Source organism: Bacillus sp. (in: firmicutes) (assembly GCF_031983925.1).
Taxonomy (GTDB): Bacteria; Bacillota; Bacilli; order Bacillales; family Bacillaceae_G; genus Bacillus_A; species Bacillus_A pacificus.
The window spans coordinates 320,722-345,933 of sequence record NZ_DALYZR010000003.1; the positions used below are offsets into that span (position 1 = coordinate 320,722).

Here is a 25,212-nt window from a genome sequence, read left to right on the forward strand (position 1 = left end):
GGTAGTAAAGCAAAAGGAACGATTCTAATGTAAAGATTGTGTGAATCTTTTCTTCGTAATTAAAGTTTGAAAAAGTCATAAATGATTATGTATAAACCATAAAGTAGTAGAAGTAGTGCTGGGAAATTTATATAAGGAGAATGCCCGTATGACAACACATTTCTTTGCGAGGTTAACAGGTAAGAGGGAAATACCTCCTGTAAATACAGAAGCTTATGGCGTAGCAGAGTTTATATTTAGTGAGGATTTAAAGAAGTTGCAATATCGGGTCATATTGAAAAACATCGAAAAAGTTACATCATGCCAAATTCATTTAGGGAAAACAGATCAAATTGGTCCAATTGTTTTAAGTTTATTTGGTCCATTAAAGCAAGGTATTAGTGTTAATGAAGGAGTCGTCACTGGTGTAGTTAATGTGGGGGATTTTGAAGGGCCTTTACAAGGGCGAGCGTTTGATAGCTTACTGCAAGAAATCATTCAGGCGAATGTATATGTAAATGTTTATACGAAGTCTAATAAGAAAGGCGAAATCAGGGGGAGAATTAGGAAAGTAAAGAAGTAGAAAAAAGGCTGTTCATCTGGAACAGCCTTTTTTGCTATAAGGTACAAATTTTAGTGAATATAGCCGGCAAATCGATATATTTTGAAAATCGCTGATAAAATCTGAGTTGCGCTGATATAACTTGAAAATCGCCGATAAAATCCGAGTTACGGTCGATATACTACAAAACCACCTCAATTAATTTTTTACAGGCTGATTTTTAATGAAGAAGTCCATAACATAAAACACTTCGTCATCAGGTATTTGTATTTCAAATGTATTTTCAATTGGCTGCAATGCTTTTTTTACTTTCATATACATCCAGTATTCATCTTGTCTTCGTTTCTCTTTATCTGGATGAGGGAGGAGGCTTTCTCCTTTTTGAAGACGGTCAACCATACAGCTCATATGAAGAATAACACCCATTAAACTGTCAGGAGTTAGCTGTAAGGAAATTAATTCTTGAATTGTATTTAATGCGTAACGGATCGTTTTAATAAGTAGTGCTCCGTCGTTACGCTGCATTTGTTGTTCAAGAATATCAGCCATTTTTGCATATGTTTCTTCATACGTAATTAATTCTTGAATTGGCTGAATCGCTGTGTAGTTTACAATGTCTTGGAAATGATAAGTTAAGCATGGCACCTGCACATCGAAATTTGTGACGATACAAATGATATTCCGCTCTTTTTTTATGTTCTCAATCATTTTCGTTAAATCTTTTTCATGGACGATACTAATTGGAATGATTTCAATTAAGTCTTTGTCAAATCGCAAATAGTTCTCCAACATTTTTTGAATAGCTAAAGCACTGCCTTCCCCAGTTAAACAAGCTGTTAAAATAACAGATTTCATTGGCGATAGTGGCTTTTTCTTTTCTTCTTGTACGTTTAAGTAAAACGGTGTTAAGTTCTTTACTGTTTCATATAATGCATCTAACGAGTAGCCAAGCTGAGCTTTTCGAGCAGCTTCTAGTGCATGTGGAGTGCTCGTCATGGAAAGAACACGTACCGGAATTTTGAACTCAGTTTCTAATATATCACCAATATAAGCGAGAGATCCCATATCAACGAGTAAGAGAAGCCCGTTTACATTTTGGAGTGTTTTCATATACACTTTCACACGCTCTAAGAAATCTTTCGGCGATTCATGTAACGGCATATCGATACCGGTTACTTCCTCAATGCCGAGCAGTTCGTTTGCGACGTTTGCCATTTCTGTTGCTATGCCGTTGCCGTGCGCTAATATTAATACTTTTACTTCTGTTTGTGAGGCAGGAATTGGATCAACAACGAAGAACATTGTTAAAAAGCCTGCTTCATCGATAGGCATTGTTATTTGTAATTCGTCTTCCAGTAGTTGAATGCATTGCATAGCTACGGAAAAAGCTTCTTTATATTTCGTACGAATTTGATTTAATTGTGGGTGATGAATTTGTTTTCCAGCTTGTAAACGTTGTAGAGTTGTCTGTACATGTAAACTTAAAGCGAGAAATACTTTTTCATCGAATGTCTTGGATAAATGTTTTTCAGCAAGTTCAGCAATTTTTTCACAAACGGAAACGATATTACGATCTACAATTTTAAAAACATTTTCATGACTTGTCTTTTTTGACATTTGGTTAAAATATTGTACGAAAAAGCTTTGAATATCATTTTCTATTAGTAATTCTAATTCTTCCTCTTCAATACCACGAGCTTGAAGTTCTTCATATTTATAGTCAATATAATCGTAAATAGAAGACTGTTTTTCATTTTCTATTTTATGATTACTCCAACCTTCATCGCCTGTAAATATAAATGTTTCATTTGGTATTTGGTATAGATGACGGCTTTTTCTTTCAATGAAGAGCCCTTCCTTCATATACCAAGGTAAGTCTGTACTTGAAACATAGACAGAATCACGTTTCTTTGTCACGAAGTCAGAATAGGCTTTCGCACAGGCAATTTGTACATCTGTTTTTAATTGGCCGATGTTATTGGGACAATTGTAAAAGACGAAAGCACGCATTGCATTCGGACTAACGTGAATTTCTTTTCGCAAGCGAATTGCTTCATTTGTGAAAAATAGTTGCAGTAAAGCAAAACGTTCTTTATGTGTACGCTCACGAAGTGGTGGCAGCGTGACAGTCATTGGTATACGTCTTGTAAATGTTTTTAATAAAAATGAATTTGGCTCTTCTGTTGTAGCAGTAATGATCAATACTTGTGCTTTACGTTCGTTTTCTGTTTCTCCAAGGCGACGATATACTCCGCGGTCAATAAAGGTGAAAAGCATTTCTTGTCCCTCTGGAGGAAGGCGATGTACTTCATCTAAGAAAAGGATCCCTTCATGTGCTTTTTCAATTAATCCTTTCTGATCACTTGCCCCTGTATAGGCTCCTTTTTTAATCCCAAACAATTGCCCAAGTAGTAGCTGTGGGTTATTTGCATAATCAGCACAGTTAAAGACGATAAATGGTGCATTTTTAGGAAGCTGTTCAACTTCAATTGCATATTCGTGCATTAAAGAAGCAAACATGGATTTTCCGACGCCTGTTTCTCCGAGCAGTAAAGTATGCATACCGTTTGGAGGATAGAGAATAGAAGCTTTCGCTTTTTCGATTGCGATTTTAAGGCTCGTATTTTCAACTGCAAATGTATCTAATGAAGTTACTTCTTTTGAATGCGTTTCCAACGAAGTGTTCGTTTCTATATAAAAACGAACAGGACGCGTATTTGTTTTTAATAAACGTTTATCTTTTACGAGTTTGTTTAAGTCGCTACTTACATTGGCTCGATCTAGCTGCAACAGGGTAGCGAGTTCTGATGCAGTTACACCTTCTGTATAATTGCCTTTTTGTATTGCGTTAAAAATGAGATCTATTCGTTTCATTTCTATTCACCTCGAAACTTCATCACTATTTAAAATTTTACACAAAAATGGGAAGGGTGGGAAGAGAAAAATAAAACAGCTTTAGCACATAGGCACTAAAGCTGTTACAATCTTGTGTCTTTCCAAAAGTTTACTTCGAGATGAGAAGATGGATTATAGGGAAGAAGCTTGTATCCTTGTGACTGTAAGTAATCAATTACTTGTGGCAGTATTTGTACGGTTACACTCGAATCATGCATTAAAATTACTTCGACTTGTTCATCGCTCTGATTACGTACCCTTTCTAGTATGGCAGAAGGATTGTCATAGCTTTTCCAGTCGTATGTATCGATTGTCCAATCCCACATTTTATACTGGGCTGATACAAGTGCATCACGGTAATTCTTTTTTAAGTAAGGCATGCTACCATATGGGACACGAACGAGATGTGTATTTAATTTTGTAACTTGTTGGACAATGTTTTGTGTTTGTTCCATTTCTGTAATTAAAGCGGATGGATCACCAGTGTAAAGGCGTTTTACATCATGGGACATACTGTGAAGTCCGATATAATGTCCCTCTTTAATTAATCGTTGCATTGTCTGTTTATAATGTGGTACTTTTCCACCAATAACAAAGAAAGTTGCTTTTCCGTTCTTTTCTTTTAAGATGTTTAAAATTTGCGTAGTATATTTGTTTGGTCCGTCATCAAATGTTAAGTACGCGATTTTTTTTGTAGAAGAGGAAGTTTTGGTATTTGGATGATGTTCAGCAGGGGGAATTGTAGTTGCTCCTGCATGAGATGACGCGTACATAGTAATCGTTAAAAATAAAATAATGTATTGAAATACTCGCTTGATCATAACATTCACCCTCAGTTTGACAATCAAGATGTAAAAAAGAAAATATAATCCTTTTCTTATTATGTATATCTTTCTCCAATAGTGGAACTCTCAAACAAGCTATATTTTGGAAATATAAAATAACGAATAAAAAATAGCATCCTCTTATAAGAAAGAGGATGCTATTTGAATATTTCATAATAGTAAAGGCTATACTACAATTAGTCTTCGCGTTTTTTCACTTTTTTATAAAAGGAAATAAGTGGTTTGTAACGTTCATGTACAAGTCCAATTACTTCAGCAATAATCTCTGTAAAGAAGATTAAAACGAAAAGAAGAATAATGGATAACCATAATGTCGCACTAGAGAAAATGATTGCATTTACACTAAAGAAAATACCGAATGCGTATATAATTAGTACCGTTTTACGATGAGAGAAGCCCATTGCAAGTAAACGGTGATGTAAATGCGACTTATCTGGTGCTGAAATAGGTTTTTTATTTACGATACGACGGATAATTGCAAATGTCGTATCAAATACAGGCACGCCTAAAATGATAACTGGAACGATAAAGCTGAATAGCGTTACACTTTTGTATAATCCAAGTAACGATATAACAGAAATACAGTATCCTAAAAATAGTGCTCCTGTATCTCCCATGAAAATTTTTGCTGGATGGAAGTTGTAGAATAAAAATCCAATTGTACTTGCTAATGTAATTAATGCTAGTGGTAAGATAATAGCAGCTCCAGTACCCCATGGGCTAGTGAAGGCCATATATGCTAGCGTTGCCAGTACGATAGATGAAATACCAGCGGATAATCCATCTAAGCCGTCAATTAAGTTGATGGCATTTGTAATACCTACAATCCAAAATACTGTAATTGGGTAAGCAAGCCATCCAAGTTCAGTATCCCCGAGGATTGGAATATATAATACTTGCACTAATAATCCACTTTTTACAATCATAATGGCAACTAATAGTTGTCCACTGAATTTTACCTTCGCAGATAACTCGTACATATCATCTAAAATACCGATGATTACAATGATAATCGCACCTAGCGTTATCGATAACATTCTTTGTTCGTATAAGCCACCGACAACAAATCCAACAGCCACACCAATAAATATTGCTAACCCGCCAAGACGAGGCATAATCTTTTGGTGCACTTTACGCGCGTTTGGCTTATCTGTTGCTCCTATTTTAAAAGCTAACTTAATAACTAAAGGAGTAACGATGAGTACAGTGATGAAAGATGCCAAAATGGCATAAATCACTTGTGAGTCCATTAATACCCCACCCTTTTATAGTCTAACGTAATTTTTTTTAATATATTTATCTGAAAATTATGATGTTTATTTACAGGCTCATAACATATGGTATCACAAAAAGATTAGAATTCAATCTTTTTTTCGTTTTATGGTAAATGGAAGCAGATAGAATATATGACAATGGTATACAGAATGTTGAATCATTTGAGAAGGTTAATCGTATTGGGCTTTGGAATATGACATTTTTTCTTTCTCTTTAATAGCGAATAATTTTATTTCAATATTATAAGTGTTACACGTAGAAATGAGTAAGTTCCGTGTTAAAATGTGGGAATTTTTCAAGCCTGAACGTGCAGCTTTAATCTCGGTAAAATTTTTATTGGTTTTATGGACAATATTTAATTTTACAAAAACTTAAAAAAGAATGAAGAAAGCAATTCATATAATAAAGAAGTAAAAGAGTTTTCTCATTTTTAATGTGAGAGGGGGAAGCACAGGGGAAATTCTATGTATTCGTATATTTTCTATTGTATATTCCTGTGCGAAAAGGAAATGAAAATTACGATAATAGGTACCGGATACGTTGGATTGATTACAGGAGTAGGATTGGCAGTATTGGGACATTCGGTTACATGTTTTGATATAGATGATGAGAAAATTGAACGGATAAAACAAGGGGATCTGCCTATTTATGAAGCTGGCTTATATGAATTAATACATGATGCGTGTGAGAATAATCGTTTAACTTTTACAGCAAGTAAAGAAGAAGCATTTCATGATGCAGAATTTATATTTATTGCAGTTGGAACGCCATCGTTATTAGATGGGACAGCAGATTTAACGTATATTCAAAATGCATGTTTTGATATTGGAGCATATGCGACTAAAGACATTATTGTTGTTACAAAAAGTACTGTTCCTGTAGGGACGAATGGTGCTATGAGGGGATGGATTGAGGAGGCATTACAAAATAGGCATGAATTACATATTGTATCGAATCCCGAATTTTTACGGGAGGGTTCAGGGATTTACGATTTTTTTCAGGGAGATCGTATTGTAATTGGAGCTGATAATGAGGAAGCGGCGCGAAAAGTTGAGAATTTATATAGTAAATTACATTTGCAAACGTATGTTACAGATATAAAAAGTGCAGAGATGATTAAATACGCATCGAATGCCTTTTTAGCGACAAAAATTAGTTTTATCAATGAAATTTCAAATATATGTGAGAAGGTAGGAGCTAATGTATTAGATGTTGCAAAAGGAATGGGAATGGATAAGAGAATTGGGGCGTCTTTTTTAAATGCGGGCATTGGTTACGGGGGATCGTGTTTTCCGAAAGATACGAAAGCGCTTGTGCAAATTGCAGGGAATGTGGCGCATGATTTTCGTTTGTTAAAAGCCGTCATTGAAGTGAATAATAAACAACAGTTGTTATTGATTGAGAAAGCGAAGAAAGTAGTAAATATGAACAAGAAGCGGATTGCAGTGCTGGGAGCGGCATTTAAACCGAATACGGATGATATAAGAGACGCACCGTCCCTTATTATGATACAAGAATTAATTCATATGGGTGCGGATGTAGTTCTATATGATCCAAAGGCAATTCACAATATGAAAAATATCTTTGGGGAGACTATACAATATAGCGAATGTATAGATGAATCGATTAGAGGAGCGAGTGCGGCTTTTATCGTGACAGAATGGGAAGCAATCAGAGCTTATCCGTTAGAAAAGTACGCACAACTTATGAGAGAGCCTATTTTATTTGATGGAAGAAATTGTTATACTAATGAGGATGTCAAGAAACAAGGAATAGATTATTATTCCGTTGGAAGAGAAAGTATTCATAAGAGGGATTTTTCTGTTATTCGTTAAAAAGGTATGTATTCATGTATATTCTTATATGTCATAATAGGATTTGTAACTAGTGAAAGAAAAGAGGCAATGAAATGACTGAACGTTTAAAAGTAATGACAATTTTCGGGACACGTCCAGAAGCAATTAAAATGGCACCTCTTGTATTAGAGTTGCAAAAGCATCCTGAGAAAATTGAATCGATTGTGACTGTAACAGCACAACATCGTCAAATGTTAGACCAAGTATTAAGTATCTTTGGAATTACACCAGATTTCGATTTGAATATTATGAAGGATCGCCAAACTTTAATCGATATTACAACGCGTGGTTTAGAAGGTTTGGATAAAGTAATGAAAGAAGCAAAGCCTGATATCGTACTTGTACATGGTGATACGACGACAACGTTTATTGCAAGTTTAGCTGCTTTCTACAATCAAATTCCAGTAGGTCATGTCGAAGCAGGACTTCGTACATGGGATAAGTATTCTCCATACCCAGAAGAGATGAATCGCCAATTAACAGGCGTAATGGCAGATCTTCATTTCTCACCTACAGCAAAATCAGCAACGAACTTACAGAAAGAAAATAAAGATGAATCACGCATTTTCATAACAGGAAATACAGCGATTGACGCGCTAAAAACGACTGTAAAAGAAACATATAGTCATCCTGTACTAGAGAAACTTGGAAATGATCGTCTTGTACTTATGACAGCTCACCGCCGTGAAAACCTAGGAGAGCCAATGCGTAATATGTTCCGTGCAATTAAGCGTCTTGTTGATAAGCATGAAGACGTACAAGTTGTGTATCCTGTTCATATGAACCCTGTTGTTCGTGAAACTGCAAATGATATTTTAGGCGATCATGGCCGCATTCATTTAATTGAGCCGCTAGATGTAATTGATTTCCACAATGTTGCAGCTCGTTCATACTTAATGTTAACTGACTCTGGCGGGGTACAAGAGGAAGCACCATCACTCGGTGTGCCAGTTCTTGTTCTTCGTGATACAACAGAGCGTCCAGAAGGTATTGAAGCAGGTACGTTGAAATTAGCGGGAACAGACGAAGAGACAATCTTTAGCCTTGCTGATGAGTTGTTATCAGACAAAGAAGCTCATGATAAGATGTCAAAAGCATCTAATCCGTACGGTGATGGCCGTGCATCAGAGCGTATTGTAGAAGCAATTTTAAAACACTTTAATAAATAAAAAAAAGCCAAATCGCATGCGATTTGGCTCTTTTTTATTGCTGATTTCTCATAATCCACTCTGCATGAGCATTCGTAGAAGGAGGGGGATCAGTTGGTGTTTTATTCTGATTCCGATTCGTTTCTTTCTTCGCTTTTTCGTTAGAGTTAGAATTTGAAGAAGGAGTGGATTCGGTTTTTGTTGTTGAATTTTCTTGCGTGGTTACCTTTTCTCCTAGTTCTTTTTTAATTTCGTTACGTACTGCCTCAACACCGTTTGGATCTGGAAGGAAGTAATAAATACCACCTATTTTTTTGTCTTCTCCTTCAAGTTTGAGTGTTTGTATTGTGGAAGGATCAAACCCAGAAAGTTTCTTGTAAAGAGCAAGGCCATCAGAAATAGGAATGTCAGTTTTTATATATTTTCCAACGACCGATGTTAAATCTTTAATTTTAAATACGGTAGAGGTGGAATTTAGTTTTTGAGCAACAGCAGCTAGTAATTGTCTTTGTCTAGCGGCCCGACCATAGTCACCATTTGGATCTTGCTTTCGCATACGAACGTAAGCGAGTGCTTCTTCACCATTTAATTCTTGCTGTCCTTGCTTAAATTGGATTTTTTTGTAGTAATCTACGTCTGAACGCTCCCAAAAATCGAAGGGAACATCAACAGTAACACCGCCAACAGCATCAACAATACCTTTAAATCCTTGGAAATCAATTTTAACATAATGGTCTACAGGTACTTTTAGGAAACCTTCGACAGTTTTGATTGCCATTTCTTCTCCGCCGTAAGCATGCGCAGCGTTAATTTTGTCCTCTTTATTCTTTCCGACAATTGGAACGCGACTATCACGAGGGATACTCATAAGCGAAATCTTTTGCGTTTTCGGATTGACTGTCGCAAACATTAATGAATCTGTACGACCGTTTTGGCCGTCTGTTGCATAATCTTCTATACCCATAATAAGGAGTGTAAAAGGCTCCTTTGTAATTTCTACATCTTCGGTTCTCAAATCCGATTTTTCACGAGTAAAACCACTATACATCCCCATGAGAGAAGAGTAGGAATTTAATATATAAAGTCCTACACTACCAAATAAAAATAAGAAAATAAGGAAGTAGAAAAACTTTCTTCTTCGTTTCTTTTTTATTCTGCTATTTTGGAGATGATAATAACGTTCTTCCATATATAATCTCCTTAGTTCATTTGTAGGAAAGTAATTCACTACATTAATCTTTAAAGGCGATACAGTAGTTATTCTTAGATAATATCTTGTTCTAAGTACAACATATCTCCTTCTGTAATTGTACATTTCCCATTTGTTAATTCAATCATCCAATCCGTGAATGCTTGTTTTCCATCTTCTTCTACATACGTATCAAATGTGACATTTTCGAGGTAATGTATATCTTTAATGGCATATTTTGAATTGCGTAATTCATTTTCAATTTTGCCAAGTAATGTGTAATCAATTTCGGTCTGCATAATACGCATTAGCTTTCGCTCGACAACACCGACATGATTAATGCCTTCGCTTGTACATTTTCCATATGCGCGAATTAATCCACCAGCTCCCAGTTTGATGCCACCAAAATATCGGGTAACGACAACGACGGTATCTTTTAAACCGCGTTTTTTTAGTACCTCTAACATGGGTACGCCAGCTGTACCACTAGGTTCACCATCATCATTTGCTTTTTGGATTTGATCTTGTTCGCCAATTAAATACGCAGAACAATTATGTGTTGCATTCCAGTTTTGTTTTTTGATTTTTTGTATGAATTCTTGAGCTTCTTCTTCGGTTGTAGCACGACTAACGTAACAGATGAATCTTGATTTTTGAATAACAATTTCGTGTTCACCGTAGTTTTTTATTGTTAAATATTGTAATAACACTTGTATACGCCCCTATCCATCAAAATGACTAGTACTTTACATTTTAAAAGCGGGCGTTTTTATATTCAAACATTTTTTATAAATAAGCTGAAATTTTTGATGAGTATTTTACCTTTTTGTTGTAATTTGTCGAGATGATCAGTATAATTTCAAACCCGCATTTTCATGTATGGATGCACCATTTTTAGTTTTCGTGTAAAATTAGGAAATAAAAACTTTTTTATAAGGCAGGTACGAAAATGAAAACAGCTATTGTTACTGATAGTACAGCATATATACCGAAGCATATTCGTGATGAACTCAATATATATATGATTCCATTAAACGTTGTGTTTGGAACGGAATCTTATCAAGAAGAAGCTGAAATTTCAGCAGATGATTTTTATGTAAAAGTACGTGAGCAAGAAGAGCTTCCGAAAACTTCTCAACCAGCAATCGGAAAGTTTGTTGAGCTATATGAAGAATTATCTAAGGATTATGATGCAGTTATTAGCATTCATCTTTCAAGTGGGATTAGTGGTACATATCAAACGTCAACGACAGCTGGTCAAATGGTAGAGGGTATTGATGTATATACGTACGACTCTGAAATTAGTTGTGAAGTACAAGGATTCTACGTGCGTGAAGGTGCAAAGCTAGCAAGCGAAGGGAAGGATCCAAAAGAGATTATCGCCCGTTTTGATGAAATGAAGAAAACGATGGACGCTTATTTTGTAGTAGATGATTTACACCATTTACAACGTGGAGGCCGATTAAATAGTGCGCAAGCTTTCATCGGTAGTCTGTTACAAGTAAAGCCGGTTTTATATTTTAGAGACAAAATTATTATCCCGTTTGAAAAGATTCGTACGCGTAAAAAAGCGCTAAAACGTATCATTGAAATTTTTGATGAGCAAGCAAGTAAAGGCGTACCTATGGAAGCAGTTATCATTCATGCACAACGTGAAGAGGAAGCGAATGAATGGAAGGCAGAATTAGAAGCAAAATATCCTCATGTTACAATCCGCACAGGTTATTTCGGTGCTGTAATTGGAACGCATTTAGGTGAAGGTGCACTAGGTCTTGGATGGTATACGAAGTAATAAAGATATAAAAAGCTCTCTTTCGGAAGAGGGTTTTTTTACGGATATTTTACGTGAAGTTGACAAGTTAATATTTGGAAATGGTAAAATGTACGTAAAATAAAATAATGAGGAAAGTTTTATAACTTACTTTTTACAAGAAACTATATTATAATAGAAGAGAGGTGAAACATATGGAGCATAATTCTTGTTTATGTCCAAAGTTTGAGTCAGCTTTTACTTTGCTTAGTAAGAAATGGACTGGCTTAATTATTAAATCTTTGCTGGAAGAGTCAAAACGTTTTAGAGAAATCGCAGATATTATACCGAATATGAGCGATCGTATGTTATCAGAGCGTTTAAAGGAATTGGAAAGCGAAGGCATTGTAGTTCGTAATGTTTATCCAGAAGTACCAGTTCGAATCGAGTACGGCTTAACGGACAAGGGAAAAGCGTTAGAAAGTGTTATGGATGAAGTCCAAAATTGGGCTGAGAAATGGATGAAATAACGTTTTGATTTCATCCGTATTAGTATATTTAATAAAACGTAAGGGAAACCTTGCGTTTTTTTCTTTGCTTAAAAAAACTTTTAAAACTCTACACATATATACAAAAATATGCATATTTTGCGATAGTGCTACATATAATATTACATTTGTTTTACAAAAGCGTAACATTAGCAAAAAAAATCCCGAATTATGGTATAAATTTTATAGGTTATATACGGAAAAAGAAAAAAGAAAGCGGTGTAAAAAATAAAATGAAAAAGCTAAAAATGGCATCTTGCGCATTAGTGGCAGGGTTAATGTTTTCAGGACTAACACCAAATGTATTTGCAGAAGATAAAATTTCTGACGTGAAATCACAAATTAATACACAAAATGACACTTTACATAAACAACAACAAGAACGTGATGAATTACAAAAACAAATGAATGACTTAAACAAAACAATTCAAGGTTTAGATAAGTCTGTTCAAGAGAATGCTGCAAAGCTTGATGAAACAACGAAAAAAGTTGCGGACACTGAGCAATTAATCGAAAAGAAAAATAAAGATATTGCAGAATTACAAACGAAAATTGCAAAACGTGAAGAGTTATTAAGAAAACGTTTAGTTGCACTTCAAGAGCAACCAAACACGAACGTTGTAACAGAAGTTCTTGTAAACTCTAAAAATCTTGCAGATTTAGTTGATCGTTTAAATTCAGTTTCTAAAATTCTTGAGTCTGACGAAGACATCATGAAAACACAACAAGAAGATCAAGCGAACGTGAAAAAAGATGTTGAAACGGTAAAAACAAAGCAAAAAGAATTAAAAGAAGCACAAGCTCAAATTGAAACTGCTAAAAAAGAACTTGATGTTGAAAAAGAGAAAAAAGCAGCGGCAGTAAACGATTTAAGCGGTAAAATGGATACAGTTGTAACTTCAATGACAAGTACGGAAGACCAATTGAAGGAGCTTGAACAACAGGCATTAAAATTACAGCAAATTGCTGAAAAAGAAGCGCAAGAAAAAGCTGCACAAGAAGTTGCTGCTCAAAAACAAGCAGAACAAGCTGCTCAGCAAGCTCAGGCTCAACAAGCTCCAGCTCAACCAGCACAAACACAAGCAGAGCCAGTAGCTCCAGCAAACAATGCTGTACAAGCTCCAAAAGAAGAATCTAAAAAAGAAGAGCCTAAGAAAAAAGAAGAGAAAAAAGCAACACCAGCTCCAACTCCAGTACCAGGTAATGATGATGGGGGACGACAAGATGTTGTCTCAAAAGCTAAAGGCTTAGTAGGTTTAAAATACGTATGGGGTAGTGCGTCAATTTCAAATGGTGGATTTGACTGCAGTGGTTTAATCTCTTATGTTTACGGTTTAGGTCGTCAAGATACTAGAGGTTTATGGAACTCTGTACAAAAGATTAGCCCATCTGAAGCAAAACCAGGAGATCTTATCTTCTTACAAGGTACTTACAGAGAAGGCGTATCTCACGTTGGTATTTATATTGGTGGCGGTCAAATGATCCATGCTGCTGATGAATCAACGGGTGTTACTTACGGTAGTGTAAATAGTTCTTATAACCAAAAACATTTCTTAGGTTACGGTAGATTATAGGATTATAATTGAATAAAAAACGTGTATAAAGTCGATAGCTTACTATTTTATAAGTAGGTTATCGGCTTTTTTGCGTTTTTACGAGATTATAAGAAAGGTTTATAGTAATGCTGGAGGTGAGTGCTAATGCTTGCTGGAAAACAGTTGCTATTAGAAGAACTCTCTTCAGATTTACGGAGAGAATTAAGTGATTTGAAAAAGAAGGGAGAGGTTGTATGTGTACAAGGTATAACGAAGAAGGCTTCTAAATATATATGTCAGCGCTGCGGAAATATAGAGCAGCGGCTATTTGCATCATTTTTATGTAAAAGGTGCGGTAAAGCATGCGCGTATTGCCGGAAGTGTATCACGATGGGGAGAGTTAGTGAATGTACTGTACTTGTTCGCGGGATTGCTGAAAGAACAGGAGAGTGTCATAAAAAACCGTTACATTGGAAAGGGACTTTATCTACTGGTCAGGAGTTGGCGGCGCAAGGAGTTATAGAAGCGATTAAGCAGAAAAAATCTTTTTTTATTTGGGCTGTGTGCGGGGCTGGAAAAACAGAAATGTTATTTTACGGTATAGAAGAGGCGCTCCAAAAAAGAGAAAGAGTTTGTATCGCAACGCCAAGGACGGACGTTGTACTGGAATTAGCGCCGAGATTACAAGAAGTGTTTCCAAGTATAACTGTAGCTGCTTTATACGGAGGGAGTGTAGATCATAAAAAAGATGCAGCGTTAGTCGTTGCAACGACTCACCAACTGTTACGTTACTATAGAGCGTTTCATGTGATGATTGTAGATGAGATTGATGCCTTCCCGTATCATGCGGATCAAATGTTACAGTATGCAGTGCAACAAGCAATGAAAGAGAAAGCAGCGCGTATTTATTTAACTGCAACCCCTGATGAAAAGTGGAAGCGTAATTTCAGAAAGGGGAAACAAAAAGGTGTTATTGTGTCAGGACGATACCATCGTCACCCGTTACCAGTTCCTCTATTTAGTTGGTGCGGAAATTGGAAGAAAAGCCTCCATCATAAAAAAATTCCTCGCGTGTTACTACAATGGTTAAAAATGAACTTAAACAAAAAGTATCCTATTTTTTTATTTGTTCCTCATGTGCAATATATAGAAGAAATAAGTCAGTTGTTGAAAGGGTTGGATAATAGAATCGATGGCGTGCATGCAGAAGATTCGATGAGAAAAGAAAAAGTAGCATCTTTCAGAAAGGGAGACATTCCGTTATTAGTTACAACGACAATTTTAGAAAGAGGAGTAACTGTGAAGAACTTACAAGTGGCTGTGTTAGGAGCTGAAGAAGAAATTTTTTCAGAGAGTGCGCTCGTACAAATTGCAGGCCGAGCGGGGCGTAGTTTTGAAGAGCCATATGGTGAGGTTATGTATTTTCATTACGGTAAGACAGAGGCAATGGTACGTGCGAAAAAACATATTCAAAGTATGAACAAAAATGCGAAAGAACAAGGATTGATCGATTAATGCATTGTTTACTTTGTGATGAGTATATGGTGGAAACAGTTAGTTGGTACGCCTTCTTTGTAAAGTCCCATAAAAAATATGTATGTGATAGATGTGAGCAAAAACTTTCCTATATTATAGGAGGAATTTGCATGGATTGTGGCCGTCCTTTAGATGACTTACCTACTCGATATAAAGAAAATGACATTTGCATGGACTGTGTAAGATGGAGGAATGAGGAAGGATATCGTCCTTTTAAAAATCGTTCGTTGTACGTGTACAATGATGACATGAAAGGTATACTAGCGCAGTTTAAGTTTCGAGGTGATGCGGAGTTAGTTCGTATTTTTTATCAATCTTTTCGGGAGTTATTTCAAAAGTATTTTACGGACGTTTCAACTGTTATTGCTGTTCCGCTTAGTAGGGAACGAGAATATGAACGAGGTTTTAATCAAGCAGAGTTATTAGCAGCTTGTTTGCCTGTCAAAAATTTTTATTCATCATTAAGAAGGAAGGAAACAGAAAAGCAAAGTAAGAAGTCGCGTAAAGAAAGGCTTTCGGGAAGTAATCCTTTTTATTTTCAGAGAGAAGAGGTGTTTCATGGTCAACATATTTTACTTGTTGATGATGTATATACGACAGGAATTACAGTGAGACAAATTGGAAGTCTTTTCTATGATAAAGGAGCAAGCGAAGTTTCTAGTTTGACGCTCTGTAGAAGTTGATCTGTAACTGTCGAAAGAGATAATAAAAAGACGATAAGTCTTCTTTGACTTCGTAAGTTGTCATTCGTTATAGTGAAATTATGGGGCAAATGCCCTGATTTTTAGAGTGAAGGGAATGGAATGAACATGCAAGGAAGAGTAAAATGGTTCAATGCAGAAAAGGGATTTGGGTTTATTGAGCGTGAAGACGGTGATGATGTGTTTGTTCATTTTTCTGCTATTCAACAAGATGGATATAAGTCATTAGAAGAAGGGCAACAAGTTGAGTTTGATATTGTAGAGGGAGCACGTGGACCACAAGCAGCTAATGTTGTAAAACTGTAGGTATATTGTTTTTGGGAAGAGAAAGCTGCGCTTGTGGCAACGTTATATATATGGTAGAACCTCTTGTTTTTTTGCAAGGGGTTTTTGTTATGAATGGAGTTGTCAAAAAGTTGTTTCTTTTCTGTAACGAATTGTCCACAGTTATATTCGTTATTCACGATGTTAATAGGATAAAATAAAGATAGAAACGATGCATCTTTTCATTTCAACAAAAAACGATAAAAAAATCGCAATTCCACTAATTTTTTTAAAAAAGTTAGAAGGAGTTTTTAAGCCGGTGTCGAAATTATAGTACATAGGCTTGAAAGGAGGAATTCATCTATGAAATTCAACATTCGTGGTGAAAATATTGAAGTAACTCCAGCATTAAAGGAATATGTAGAGAAAAAACTAAGTAAGTTAGAGCGTTATTTTGATACATTCCCAGAGATTAAAGTTAATTTAAAAGTATACTCTGACAAGCAACGTGTCGAGGTAACAATTCCATTTACTGATTTATTACTTCGTGCAGAAGAAACTAATAGCGATATGTACGCTGCTATCGATTTAGTAGTTGATAAACTTGAGCGACAAATTCGTAAACATAAAACAAAAGTAAATCGTAAGTTACGTGAGAAAGGTTCTATGAAAACGAACTTTATCCTTCCAGAAGCAGTAGCTGTTCTGGATGAGGTAGAAGAGGATGAACTAGAACTTGTACGTACAAAGCGATTCGATTTAAAACCGATGGACGTTGAAGAAGCAATCCTACAAATGGATATGCTAGGGCATAATTTCTTCGTCTTCACAAATGCTGATACAAATGAAACTAATGTTGTATATGGCCGTAAAGATGGGAAATATGGTTTAATCGAAACTAAATAATAATTCAAAAGCGTAGCCGAAATGGCTGCGCTTTTTTTGCTGAAAATAGATTTTTTAAAAAAGTTTTCTTAATTTAGAACGAGACATTCGGCCGATTGTTGTCATAGTTATAAGACAAGTGTTACAATTATCATTAGGTATATACATTTTAGTTTTTTTAATTAGGAGAAAAATTGGCATAACATACATTTGATTTTTATAACGACTGATTGTAATAGAGAAAAAGAAAAAACAATCGGAAGTTTTATTTTAATAAAAAGAGGAGCGTATTTCCTATGATCGGTATTTTAAAAAAGGTGTTTGATGTAAATCAACGCCAAATTAAACGTATGCAGAAGACAGTTGAGCAAATTGATGCACTAGAGCCATCTATTAAGCCATTAACTGATGAACAATTAAAAGGGAAGACGCTTGAATTTAAAGAACGTCTAACAAAAGGTGAAACAGTAGATGATCTACTACCTGAAGCTTTTGCGGTTGTTCGTGAAGCTGCGACTCGTGTTCTTGGAATGCGTCCGTATGGTGTACAGTTAATGGGTGGTATTGCCTTACATGAAGGGAATATCTCTGAGATGAAAACGGGTGAAGGTAAAACGTTAACATCTACATTACCTGTATATTTAAATGCTTTAACAGGAAAAGGTGTTCACGTTGTTACAGTCAATGAATACTTAGCACAACGTGATGCGAGCGAAATGGGACAACTTCATGAGTTCCTAGGATTAACAGTAGGAATTAATTTAAACAGTATGTCACGCGAAGAGAAACAAGAGGCTTATGCTGCTGATATTACGTATAGCACAAATAATGAGCTTGGATTCGATTACTTACGTGACAACATGGTTTTATATAAAGAGCAGTGCGTTCAACGCCCACTGCACTTTGCTATTATCGATGAAGTCGATTCTATCTTAGTCGATGAAGCGCGTACGCCACTTATTATTTCTGGACAAGCTCAAAAATCAACAGAGCTGTACATGTTTGCAAATGCATTCGTTCGTACGTTAGAAAATGAAAAAGATTATTCATTTGATGTGAAGACGAAAAATGTAATGTTAACAGAAGATGGTATTACGAAAGCGGAGAAAGCTTTCCATATTGAAAACTTATTTGATTTAAAACATGTAGCGCTTCTTCACCATATTAATCAGGCACTTCGTGCGCACGTTGTTATGCATCGTGATACAGATTATGTTGTACAAGAAGGCGAAATCGTAATTGTAGACCAATTTACTGGTCGTCTTATGAAAGGTCGTCGTTATAGCGAAGGGTTACACCAAGCGATCGAGGCAAAAGAAGGCGTAGAAATTCAAAATGAAAGTATGACGCTTGCGACAATTACATTCCAGAACTACTTCCGTATGTACGAAAAGTTATCTGGTATGACTGGTACAGCGAAAACAGAGGAAGAGGAATTCCGTAACATTTACAATATGAACGTTATCGTAATTCCAACGAACAAACCGATTATTCGTGATGACCGTGCAGATTTAATCTTCAAATCAATGGAAGGTAAATTTAATGCTGTTGTTGAGGATATTGTAAATCGCCATAAACAAGGGCAACCAGTTCTTGTCGGTACAGTTGCGATTGAAACGTCAGAACTTATTTCAAAAATGTTAACGCGTAAAGGTGTACGTCATAACATCTTAAATGCGAAAAACCATGCGCGTGAAGCGGATATCATTGCAGAAGCAGGTATAAAAGGCGCTGTAACGATTGCGACGAACATGGCAGGTCGTGGTACAGATATTAAGCTTGGAGACGATGTGAAAAACGTTGGTTTAGCCGTTATCGGTACAGAGCGTCACGAAAGTCGTCGTATTGATAATCAGTTACGTGGTCGTGCTGGTCGTCAAGGGGACCCAGGTGTTACGCAATTCTACTTATCAATGGAAGATGAACTAATGCGTCGCTTCGGTTCTGATAATATGAAAGCGATGATGGATCGCCTTGGTATGGATGATTCTCAGCCAATCGAAAGTAAAATGGTTTCTCGTGCAGTAGAATCTGCGCAAAAACGTGTAGAAGGAAATAACTATGATGCACGTAAGCAGTTACTACAATACGATGATGTACTTCGTCAGCAACGTGAAGTTATTTACAAACAGCGTCAAGAGGTAATGGAGTCTGAGAACTTACGCGGTATTATTGAAGGTATGATGAAATCTACAGTAGAACGTGCGGTTGCACTTCATACACAAGAGGAAATTGAAGAAGATTGGAACATTAAAGGTCTTGTTGACTACTTAAATACAAACCTTCTGCAAGAAGGAGATGTGAAAGAAGAAGAATTACGTCGCCTTGCTCCAGAGGAAATGAGCGAGCCAATTATCGCGAAGTTAATAGAGCGTTACAATGACAAAGAAAAGCTTATGCCAGAAGAGCAAATGCGTGAGTTCGAAAAAGTTGTTGTATTCCGTGTTGTAGATACGAAATGGACAGAGCATATCGATGCGATGGATCACCTTCGTGAAGGTATTCATTTACGTGCTTACGGCCAAATTGATCCACTTCGTGAGTATCAAATGGAAGGATTCGCAATGTTCGAATCAATGATTGCTTCTATTGAAGAGGAAATTTCTCGTTACATTATGAAAGCTGAAATTGAACAAAACTTAGAGCGTCAAGAAGTTGTTCAAGGTGAAGCTGTTCACCCATCTAGCGATGGCGAAGAGGCGAAGAAAAAACCAGTTGTAAAAGGTGAACAAGTGGGCCGCAACGATTTATGTAAATGTGGTAGCGGTAAAAAATATAAAAACTGCTGTGGCATTGGGAAGTAATATAGGGCGGTAGCCCAGGCTGCTTTGCAAACTTTTACATCAAAAATGTATAATTAAGAAGGATTAAACTCTCTCCGTCATAAGTGGAGAGAGTTTCCCTTGTTTTCATGCGAAAGTAACAGCAATTACATAGAGGTGAAGGAAATGGAATTAGTAGAAATTAGACAGGAATTAGAGAAAATGGCTAAGAGATTAGCGGCTTTTAGGGGGTCTCTTTGACCTCCCTACTAAGGAGAAACAAATTGCAGAATTAGAAGAGAAAATGATGGGCGCAGGATTTTGGGATGACCAACAAGGCGCACAAGCTGTAATTAACGAAGCAAATGCACTGAAAGATATGGTTGGAAAGTTCCGTCAACTAGATGAGACGTTCGAAAACCTAGAAATTACGCATGAGCTTTTAAAAGAAGAGTATGATGAAGATTTACATGAGGAACTTGAATCAGAAGTAAAAGGCTTAATCCAAGAAATGAATGAGTATGAGCTGCAGTTACTACTTAGCGATCCTTATGATAAAAATAACGCCATTTTAGAATTACACCCAGGTGCTGGTGGAACAGAGTCACAAGACTGGGGCTCTATGTTACTACGTATGTACACACGTTGGGCTGAAAAACGTGGATTTAAAGTAGAAACGGTTGACTACTTACCAGGTGATGAAGCTGGTATTAAGAGTGTTACTTTATTAATTAAAGGTCATAACGCTTACGGTTACTTAAAGGCAGAGAAAGGTGTACATCGTCTTGTACGTATTTCTCCATTCGATTCTTCAGGCCGTCGTCATACATCGTTCGTATCTTGTGAAGTTGTACCTGAGTTCAATGATGAAGTTGAAATTGAAGTGCGTACAGAAGACTTGAAAATTGATACGTATCGTGCAAGTGGAGCGGGTGGACAGCACGTTAATACGACAGATTCAGCAGTTCGTATTACGCATACACCGACAAATACGGTTGTAACGTGTCAGTCAGAGCGTTCTCAAATTAAAAACCGTGAGCATGCGATGAAGATGTTAAAAGCGAAATTATATCAAAAGAAATTAGAAGAGCAACAAGCGGAGTTAGATGAAATTCGCGGAGAACAAAAAGAAATCGGATGGGGTAGCCAAATCCGTTCTTACGTATTCCACCCATATTCTCTTGTGAAAGACCACCGTACAAATACAGAGGTCGGTAATGTGCAAGCAGTTATGGATGGAGAAATTGATCCGTTTATTGATGCTTACTTACGTTCTCGCATCTAATAAGCTAAGTGAAAAAAAGCCAACAAAATTGTTGGCACACGCTGAGGATATAGAGGATATAAAGAGTGCTATTTTATTTATATGGATGAAGTACAGAGGAAGAGAAGTTGGAAACGACAACTTCTCTTTTTGATGGAATTATATGTAGCATACAATGTTGTATATTGTTTTGTAAAAAGTAGAAAATAGTAAAACAGATTGGCAATTGAGTAAGGCTTTCTACAGGTTTTTTCTAAATTCCCGTTCAAAAAGGATCCTTTATAGAAGTTTATAAGTTGTTCACAGAATTGAAACAACTTATAAAAGCTTTATATCATTAGGGTTCCCGCTGTATTTTTGAAGAATATGAAATATACCTTAGTTTTTCTATATAAAGATAATGCTTATAATGAAAATGAGTGTGTTAGGAATGAAAAGAATATCAACAATGGGGAGCGATAGAAGTGAAAAAGAAATTGTTGGCTATTGCGCTAGGAACATCAGTCGTTTTTGCTTTAGGAGCGTGTGGAAATAAAGAAGAGAGTAAACCTTCGAACCAGTCTGCAAGTACAGACAGTGCAGAACAAATTTTCCAAAGAAGTTGTGCTGGGTGTCACGCAACAGATTTATCAGGGGCAACTGGACCTGATTTAAGAAAAGTAGGCGGTAAGTACGACGCGGCAGATATCGAAGAAATTATTAAAAAAGGTCGCGGTTCAATGTCACCAGGACTTATTCAAGGTGAAGATGCGAAAAAAGTAGCTGAATGGTTAGCTGAACATAAATAAAAAGGGGTAAAATGGACGAGTTGATTCATATAATCAACTCGTTTCCCTTTTTTTGGAATGTAACATAACTGTAACAAAAATGTATCCAAACTGGAAACCGTTTGATGTTACAATGAGGTTTGTAGAATTTTGCTGAAATATATTACATAGAGTAGTATTGCTTAGAAAAAGAGTATAAGTAGACTACCTTCAACAAGAGTGGTTTAAAAGATAATAAAGGTTTAGCTTTTATTTTCAAATGTACAGAAAAGTATTTCGAAAAAAATCATTAAGTATTGGGTGATAAATAATGATAAAAATGACGAATGTTTATAAGGAGTACCCGAATGGTATGAAAGCCATTGCTGGTCTCACAGTTAACATTAAACAAGGCGAGTTTGTATACGTAGTTGGACCGAGTGGAGCCGGGAAATCTACATTTATTAAAATGATGTATCGTGAAGAGAAACCATCTACAGGATCTATTAATGTAAATGGACTTACTATCGAGTCATTAGCAGAAAGAGACGTTCCATATTTCCGTCGTCAATTAGGCGTGATTTTCCAAGATTTTAAATTACTACCTAAATTAACGGTATATGAGAATGTTGCGTTTGCCTTAGAAGTAATTGAGGAAGAGCCAGATGCAATTCGTGAGCGTGTAACAGAAGTGTTAGGTCTTGTAGGTCTTGAAGATCGTGCAGACGCACTTCCAAGCGAACTTTCAGGCGGGGAGCAGCAACGTGTTGCGATTGCGAGAGCAATTGTTAATAGACCAAAGGTTGTAATTGCCGATGAGCCGACAGGTAACTTAGATATTGAAACAGCTCTTGATATTATGAAGATTTTCACACGCATTAATGAGCGTGGTACAACGATCGTTATGGCGACACATAACGCAGATATCGTAAATACAATCCGTCATCGTGTAATCGCGATTGAAGGCGGAAAAATTGTTCGAGATGAGATGGAGGGAGGATACGGATATGAAGGCTAAGACCCTTAGTCGACATTTGCGAGAAGGTGTAAAGAATCTATCACGTAACGGATGGATGACGTTTGCTTCTGTTAGTGCAGTAACAGTTACATTATTACTTGTAGGTGTCTTTTTAACAGCGATTATGAATATGAACCATTTTGCGACGAAAGTAGAGCAAGATGTAGAAATTCGTGTACACATTGATCCAGCAGCAAAAGAAGCTGATCAAAAGAAATTAGAAGATGATATGAGTAAGATTGCAAAAGTAGACTCTATTAAATATTCTTCTAAAGAAGAAGAGTTAAAACGTTTAATTAAAAGCTTAGGCGATAGCGGAAAGACATTTGAGTTATTTGAACAAGATAACCCACTTAAAAACGTATTCGTTGTAAAAGCAAAAGAACCAACAGATACAGCAACAATTGCGAAAAAGATTGAAAAAATGCAGTTTGTAAGTAATGTTCAGTACGGAAAAGGGCAAGTTGAACGATTATTTGATACTGTAAAAACTGGTCGTAACATCGGGATTGTGTTAATTGCTGGTCTTTTATTCACAGCGATGTTCTTAATCTCTAATACAATTAAAATTACAATTTATGCTCGTAGTACAGAAATCGAAATTATGAAACTTGTAGGTGCAACAAACTGGTTTATTCGTTGGCCGTTCTTATTAGAGGGATTATTCCTAGGAGTATTAGGATCAATTATTCCAATTGGCTTAATTCTAGTTACGTATAATTCGTTGCAAGGTGTGTTTAACGAAAAACTTGGCGGAACAATTTTCGAACTTCTACCATACAGCCCATTCGTATTCCAATTAGCTGGTTTACTAGTGTTAATCGGGGCTTTAATCGGTATGTGGGGAAGTGTAATGTCAATTCGTCGCTTCTTAAAAGTATAAAAAGTTGCAAACATAATTCGTACAAGCTTATCATATAGTAGAAATAGGTAAAGGCATCACACACTGTGTGATGCCTTTTGCTACACCACCTGTGTGTTTTGGAAAGGGGAATTCCGCATTGAAACGTAGAGTTGCAATTATTGGAATGGTTGTTGCATTTTTAATTGGTGCTGGCGGAATGTTTGCAGGTATGTCTTTATTTGGGGTTAACCCAGCAGAAGTAACGCAAACAATTTCGAATGGAAACGCTAGCACTGCGCAAGGGAATTTGGCAAAAATTAATGAGGCGTATGCACTAATTGATTCACGTTATGTGGAAGACGTGAAAGATGAAAAATTAGTCGAAGGTGCAATACAAGGCATGTTGTCTACGCTGAAGGACCCTTATTCCACGTATATGGATAAAGAAACGGCTAAACAGTTTAGTGAATCGCTTGATCCCGAGTTAGAAGGGATTGGGGCTGAGGTGAACAAAACGGATGGTAAGCTTATTATCGTATCTCCAATTAAAGGCTCACCAGCAGAAAAGATTGGAATTAAACCGAATGACCAAATTTTATCTGTAGATGGAAATAGTGTGAAAGATTTATCACGTGAAGAAGCGGTATTAAAGATTCGTGGTAAAAAAGGAACGACTGTTGCGATTGAAATTAAGCGTGCAGGAGTGGCTGATCCGATTGTATTTAAAATTAAGCGTGAAAAAATTCCAATCTTCACAGTGTTTAGCTCTGTGAAACAAGAGAGCGGAAAAGATATCGGTTATATGCAAATCACTTCTTTTGCTGAAAATACAGCGAAAGAATTTAAGGATCAGTTAAAAGAGTTAGAGAAGAAAAACATAAAAGGCTTAGTTATTGACGTACGTGGTAATCCTGGTGGCTACTTAAATAGTGTAGAAGAGATACTAGGAGAAATTATGACGGATAAAAAGCCGATGCTACAAGTAGAGCAACGAAATGGTGAGAAGAAGAAATTCTCTACGGAACTGAAAGAGAGAAAACCATATCCGATTTCAGTATTAATTGATAACGGAAGTGCTTCTGCTTCAGAGATTTTAGCGGGTGCGCTAAAAGAGGGAGAAGGATACGATTTAATTGGTGAAAAAACGTTTGGCAAAGGTACTGTTCAGCAAGCTGTTCCATTTAAAGATGGCAGCAACATCAAATTAACGATGTTCAAATGGTTAACACCGGATGGAAACTGGATTCATAAAAAAGGAATCAAGCCAACTGTAGAAGTGAAACAACCAGATTATTATCATGCGACACCAATTCAAATTGAAAAGACACTTTCATACAATGCAAATGATGTACAAGTAAAACATGCCCAAGAAATGCTTAAGAGTTTAGGATATGTACCAGGACGTGAAGATGGATACTTTAGTAAAGAGACAGAATCAGCACTGAAAGCATTCCAAAATGCGAATAAGATGGAAGCGACAGGACAGCTCGATAAAAAGACAGCTGAGGCGATTCAAACGAAAATTATTGAAAAAATCCGTTCTGGAGAAAATGATCTACAATTACAGTCAGCATTAAAATTAATGGCGAAGTAAAAAGAAATACAGGCAG

21 protein-coding genes are annotated in these 25,212 nt (G+C 36.4%); 16 read left to right on the top strand and 5 right to left on the bottom strand.

Features of this window, described 5'->3' with window-relative positions:
- Positions 1-148: 148 nt before the first annotated feature.
- Positions 149-562, top strand: coding sequence for an exosporium regulatory protein ExsM (gene exsM / locus RTP99_RS13160; RefSeq protein ID WP_000207032.1), 414 nt, complete (start codon positions 149-151; stop codon positions 560-562).
- Between the two features lie 177 nt (positions 563-739).
- On the opposite strand, the gene RTP99_RS13165 is transcribed toward exsM, so the two are convergent.
- The 3 genes from RTP99_RS13165 to RTP99_RS13175 form a co-directional block, all read right to left on the bottom strand.
- Positions 740-3,415, bottom strand: a complete 2,676-nt coding sequence (locus RTP99_RS13165; RefSeq protein WP_046648857.1) for a sigma-54-dependent transcriptional regulator — start codon at positions 3,413-3,415, stop codon at positions 740-742.
- 104 nt (positions 3,416-3,519) lie between these two features.
- Positions 3,520-4,257 (bottom strand): polysaccharide deacetylase family protein, encoded by a 738-nt coding sequence (locus RTP99_RS13170; RefSeq protein WP_000597165.1) that lies wholly within the window; start codon positions 4,255-4,257, stop codon positions 3,520-3,522.
- A 200-nt stretch (positions 4,258-4,457) separates the two neighbouring features.
- The gene (locus tag RTP99_RS13175) at positions 4,458-5,531 is read right to left on the bottom strand and encodes a glycosyltransferase family 4 protein (RefSeq protein WP_000378304.1); all 1,074 of its coding nucleotides are present in this window, start codon (positions 5,529-5,531) and stop codon (positions 4,458-4,460) included.
- Positions 5,532-6,020: 489 nt separating this feature from the next.
- Between RTP99_RS13175 and RTP99_RS13180 the strand changes: the two genes are divergently transcribed.
- Both RTP99_RS13180 and wecB read left to right on the top strand, forming a co-directional pair.
- Complete coding sequence (locus RTP99_RS13180; RefSeq protein WP_000287633.1) at positions 6,021-7,391, top strand: UDP-glucose dehydrogenase family protein; 1,371 nt, start codon at positions 6,021-6,023, stop codon at positions 7,389-7,391.
- 74 nt (positions 7,392-7,465) lie between these two features.
- Complete coding sequence (gene wecB, locus RTP99_RS13185; RefSeq protein ID WP_000140128.1) at positions 7,466-8,581, top strand: non-hydrolyzing UDP-N-acetylglucosamine 2-epimerase; 1,116 nt, start codon at positions 7,466-7,468, stop codon at positions 8,579-8,581.
- Between the two features lie 34 nt (positions 8,582-8,615).
- Here wecB and RTP99_RS13190 read toward each other — a convergent pair whose 3' ends face one another.
- Both RTP99_RS13190 and RTP99_RS13195 read right to left on the bottom strand, forming a co-directional pair.
- Positions 8,616-9,749, bottom strand: a complete 1,134-nt coding sequence (locus tag RTP99_RS13190) for an LCP family protein (protein WP_000392776.1) — start codon at positions 9,747-9,749, stop codon at positions 8,616-8,618.
- A 74-nt stretch (positions 9,750-9,823) separates the two neighbouring features.
- Positions 9,824-10,459, bottom strand: a complete 636-nt coding sequence (locus RTP99_RS13195) for a YigZ family protein (RefSeq protein WP_000926694.1) — start codon at positions 10,457-10,459, stop codon at positions 9,824-9,826.
- Between the two features lie 239 nt (positions 10,460-10,698).
- Here RTP99_RS13195 and RTP99_RS13200 point away from each other — a divergent pair, with 239 nt between their 5' ends.
- The 13 genes from RTP99_RS13200 (at position 10,699) to RTP99_RS13260 (ending at position 25,196) form a co-directional block, all read left to right on the top strand.
- A complete protein-coding gene (locus RTP99_RS13200) occupies positions 10,699-11,541 on the top strand; it encodes a DegV family protein (protein ID WP_000844764.1) in 843 nt (280 codons plus the stop codon).
- Positions 11,542-11,714: 173 nt separating this feature from the next.
- Positions 11,715-12,029, top strand: a complete 315-nt coding sequence (locus RTP99_RS13205) for a winged helix-turn-helix transcriptional regulator (protein ID WP_000400857.1) — start codon at positions 11,715-11,717, stop codon at positions 12,027-12,029.
- A gap of 146 nt (positions 12,030-12,175) precedes the next feature.
- Complete coding sequence (locus RTP99_RS13210; RefSeq protein WP_041184798.1) at positions 12,176-13,621, top strand: C40 family peptidase; 1,446 nt, start codon at positions 12,176-12,178, stop codon at positions 13,619-13,621.
- Positions 13,622-13,747: 126 nt separating this feature from the next.
- Positions 13,748-15,097, top strand: coding sequence for an ATP-dependent helicase ComFA (gene comFA, locus RTP99_RS13215; RefSeq protein ID WP_000879436.1), 1,350 nt, complete (start codon positions 13,748-13,750; stop codon positions 15,095-15,097).
- Positions 15,097-15,801 (top strand): ComF family protein, encoded by a 705-nt coding sequence (locus RTP99_RS13220; protein ID WP_011040839.1) that lies wholly within the window; start codon positions 15,097-15,099, stop codon positions 15,799-15,801. The genes comFA and RTP99_RS13220 overlap by 1 nt, the downstream gene beginning before the upstream one ends.
- A gap of 126 nt (positions 15,802-15,927) precedes the next feature.
- Complete coding sequence (gene cspC, locus RTP99_RS13225; protein ID WP_001162041.1) at positions 15,928-16,125, top strand: cold shock protein CspC; 198 nt, start codon at positions 15,928-15,930, stop codon at positions 16,123-16,125.
- Between the two features lie 321 nt (positions 16,126-16,446).
- The gene (hpf, locus tag RTP99_RS13230) at positions 16,447-16,989 is read left to right on the top strand and encodes a ribosome hibernation-promoting factor, HPF/YfiA family (RefSeq protein WP_000671190.1); all 543 of its coding nucleotides are present in this window, start codon (positions 16,447-16,449) and stop codon (positions 16,987-16,989) included.
- 275 nt (positions 16,990-17,264) lie between these two features.
- Entirely contained in the window at positions 17,265-19,772 is a 2,508-nt protein-coding gene (gene secA / locus RTP99_RS13235; protein WP_000579365.1) for a preprotein translocase subunit SecA, read from the top strand.
- A gap of 144 nt (positions 19,773-19,916) precedes the next feature.
- Positions 19,917-21,015, top strand: a protein-coding gene (prfB, locus tag RTP99_RS13240) for a peptide chain release factor 2 (protein ID WP_096001716.1) whose coding sequence is annotated in 2 segments (ribosomal slippage) — positions 19,917-19,988 and positions 19,990-21,015 — 1,098 coding nt in all. Because the reading frame shifts where the segments join, the coding sequence is not laid out codon by codon here.
- 443 nt (positions 21,016-21,458) lie between these two features.
- On the top strand, positions 21,459-21,782 hold the full coding sequence (gene cccB / locus RTP99_RS13245; RefSeq protein WP_000727968.1) for a cytochrome c551: 324 nt from the start codon (positions 21,459-21,461) through the stop codon (positions 21,780-21,782).
- Between the two features lie 289 nt (positions 21,783-22,071).
- Complete coding sequence (gene ftsE, locus RTP99_RS13250; RefSeq protein WP_000594318.1) at positions 22,072-22,758, top strand: cell division ATP-binding protein FtsE; 687 nt, start codon at positions 22,072-22,074, stop codon at positions 22,756-22,758.
- Positions 22,748-23,641: a permease-like cell division protein FtsX gene (ftsX, locus tag RTP99_RS13255; protein WP_000645019.1), complete on the top strand. Its 894-nt coding sequence runs from the start codon at positions 22,748-22,750 to the stop codon at positions 23,639-23,641. Before ftsE ends, ftsX begins: the two co-directional genes overlap by 11 nt.
- A gap of 118 nt (positions 23,642-23,759) precedes the next feature.
- Positions 23,760-25,196, top strand: coding sequence for a S41 family peptidase (locus RTP99_RS13260; protein WP_000830290.1), 1,437 nt, complete (start codon positions 23,760-23,762; stop codon positions 25,194-25,196).
- Positions 25,197-25,212 lie beyond the last annotated feature (16 nt).

Bases quoted from the DNA above. Each gene is read 5' to 3' on its own strand.
- exsM (WP_000207032.1), top strand. From the start codon at position 149: ATGACAACACATTTCTTTGCGAGGTTAACAGGTAAGAGGGAAATACCT.
- RTP99_RS13165 (WP_046648857.1), bottom strand. From the start codon at position 3,415: ATGAAACGAATAGATCTCATTTTTAACGCAATACAAAAAGGCAATTAT.
- RTP99_RS13170 (WP_000597165.1), bottom strand. From the start codon at position 4,257: ATGATCAAGCGAGTATTTCAATACATTATTTTATTTTTAACGATTACT.
- RTP99_RS13175 (WP_000378304.1), bottom strand. From the start codon at position 5,531: ATGGACTCACAAGTGATTTATGCCATTTTGGCATCTTTCATCACTGTA.
- RTP99_RS13180 (WP_000287633.1), top strand. From the start codon at position 6,021: ATGTATTCGTATATTTTCTATTGTATATTCCTGTGCGAAAAGGAAATG.
- wecB (WP_000140128.1), top strand. From the start codon at position 7,466: ATGACTGAACGTTTAAAAGTAATGACAATTTTCGGGACACGTCCAGAA.
- RTP99_RS13190 (WP_000392776.1), bottom strand. From the start codon at position 9,749: ATGGAAGAACGTTATTATCATCTCCAAAATAGCAGAATAAAAAAGAAA.
- RTP99_RS13200 (WP_000844764.1), top strand. From the start codon at position 10,699: ATGAAAACAGCTATTGTTACTGATAGTACAGCATATATACCGAAGCAT.
- RTP99_RS13205 (WP_000400857.1), top strand. From the start codon at position 11,715: ATGGAGCATAATTCTTGTTTATGTCCAAAGTTTGAGTCAGCTTTTACT.
- comFA (WP_000879436.1), top strand. From the start codon at position 13,748: ATGCTTGCTGGAAAACAGTTGCTATTAGAAGAACTCTCTTCAGATTTA.
- RTP99_RS13220 (WP_011040839.1), top strand. From the start codon at position 15,097: ATGCATTGTTTACTTTGTGATGAGTATATGGTGGAAACAGTTAGTTGG.
- cspC (WP_001162041.1), top strand. From the start codon at position 15,928: ATGCAAGGAAGAGTAAAATGGTTCAATGCAGAAAAGGGATTTGGGTTT.
- hpf (WP_000671190.1), top strand. From the start codon at position 16,447: ATGAAATTCAACATTCGTGGTGAAAATATTGAAGTAACTCCAGCATTA.
- secA (WP_000579365.1), top strand. From the start codon at position 17,265: ATGATCGGTATTTTAAAAAAGGTGTTTGATGTAAATCAACGCCAAATT.
- ftsE (WP_000594318.1), top strand. From the start codon at position 22,072: ATGATAAAAATGACGAATGTTTATAAGGAGTACCCGAATGGTATGAAA.
- ftsX (WP_000645019.1), top strand. From the start codon at position 22,748: ATGAAGGCTAAGACCCTTAGTCGACATTTGCGAGAAGGTGTAAAGAAT.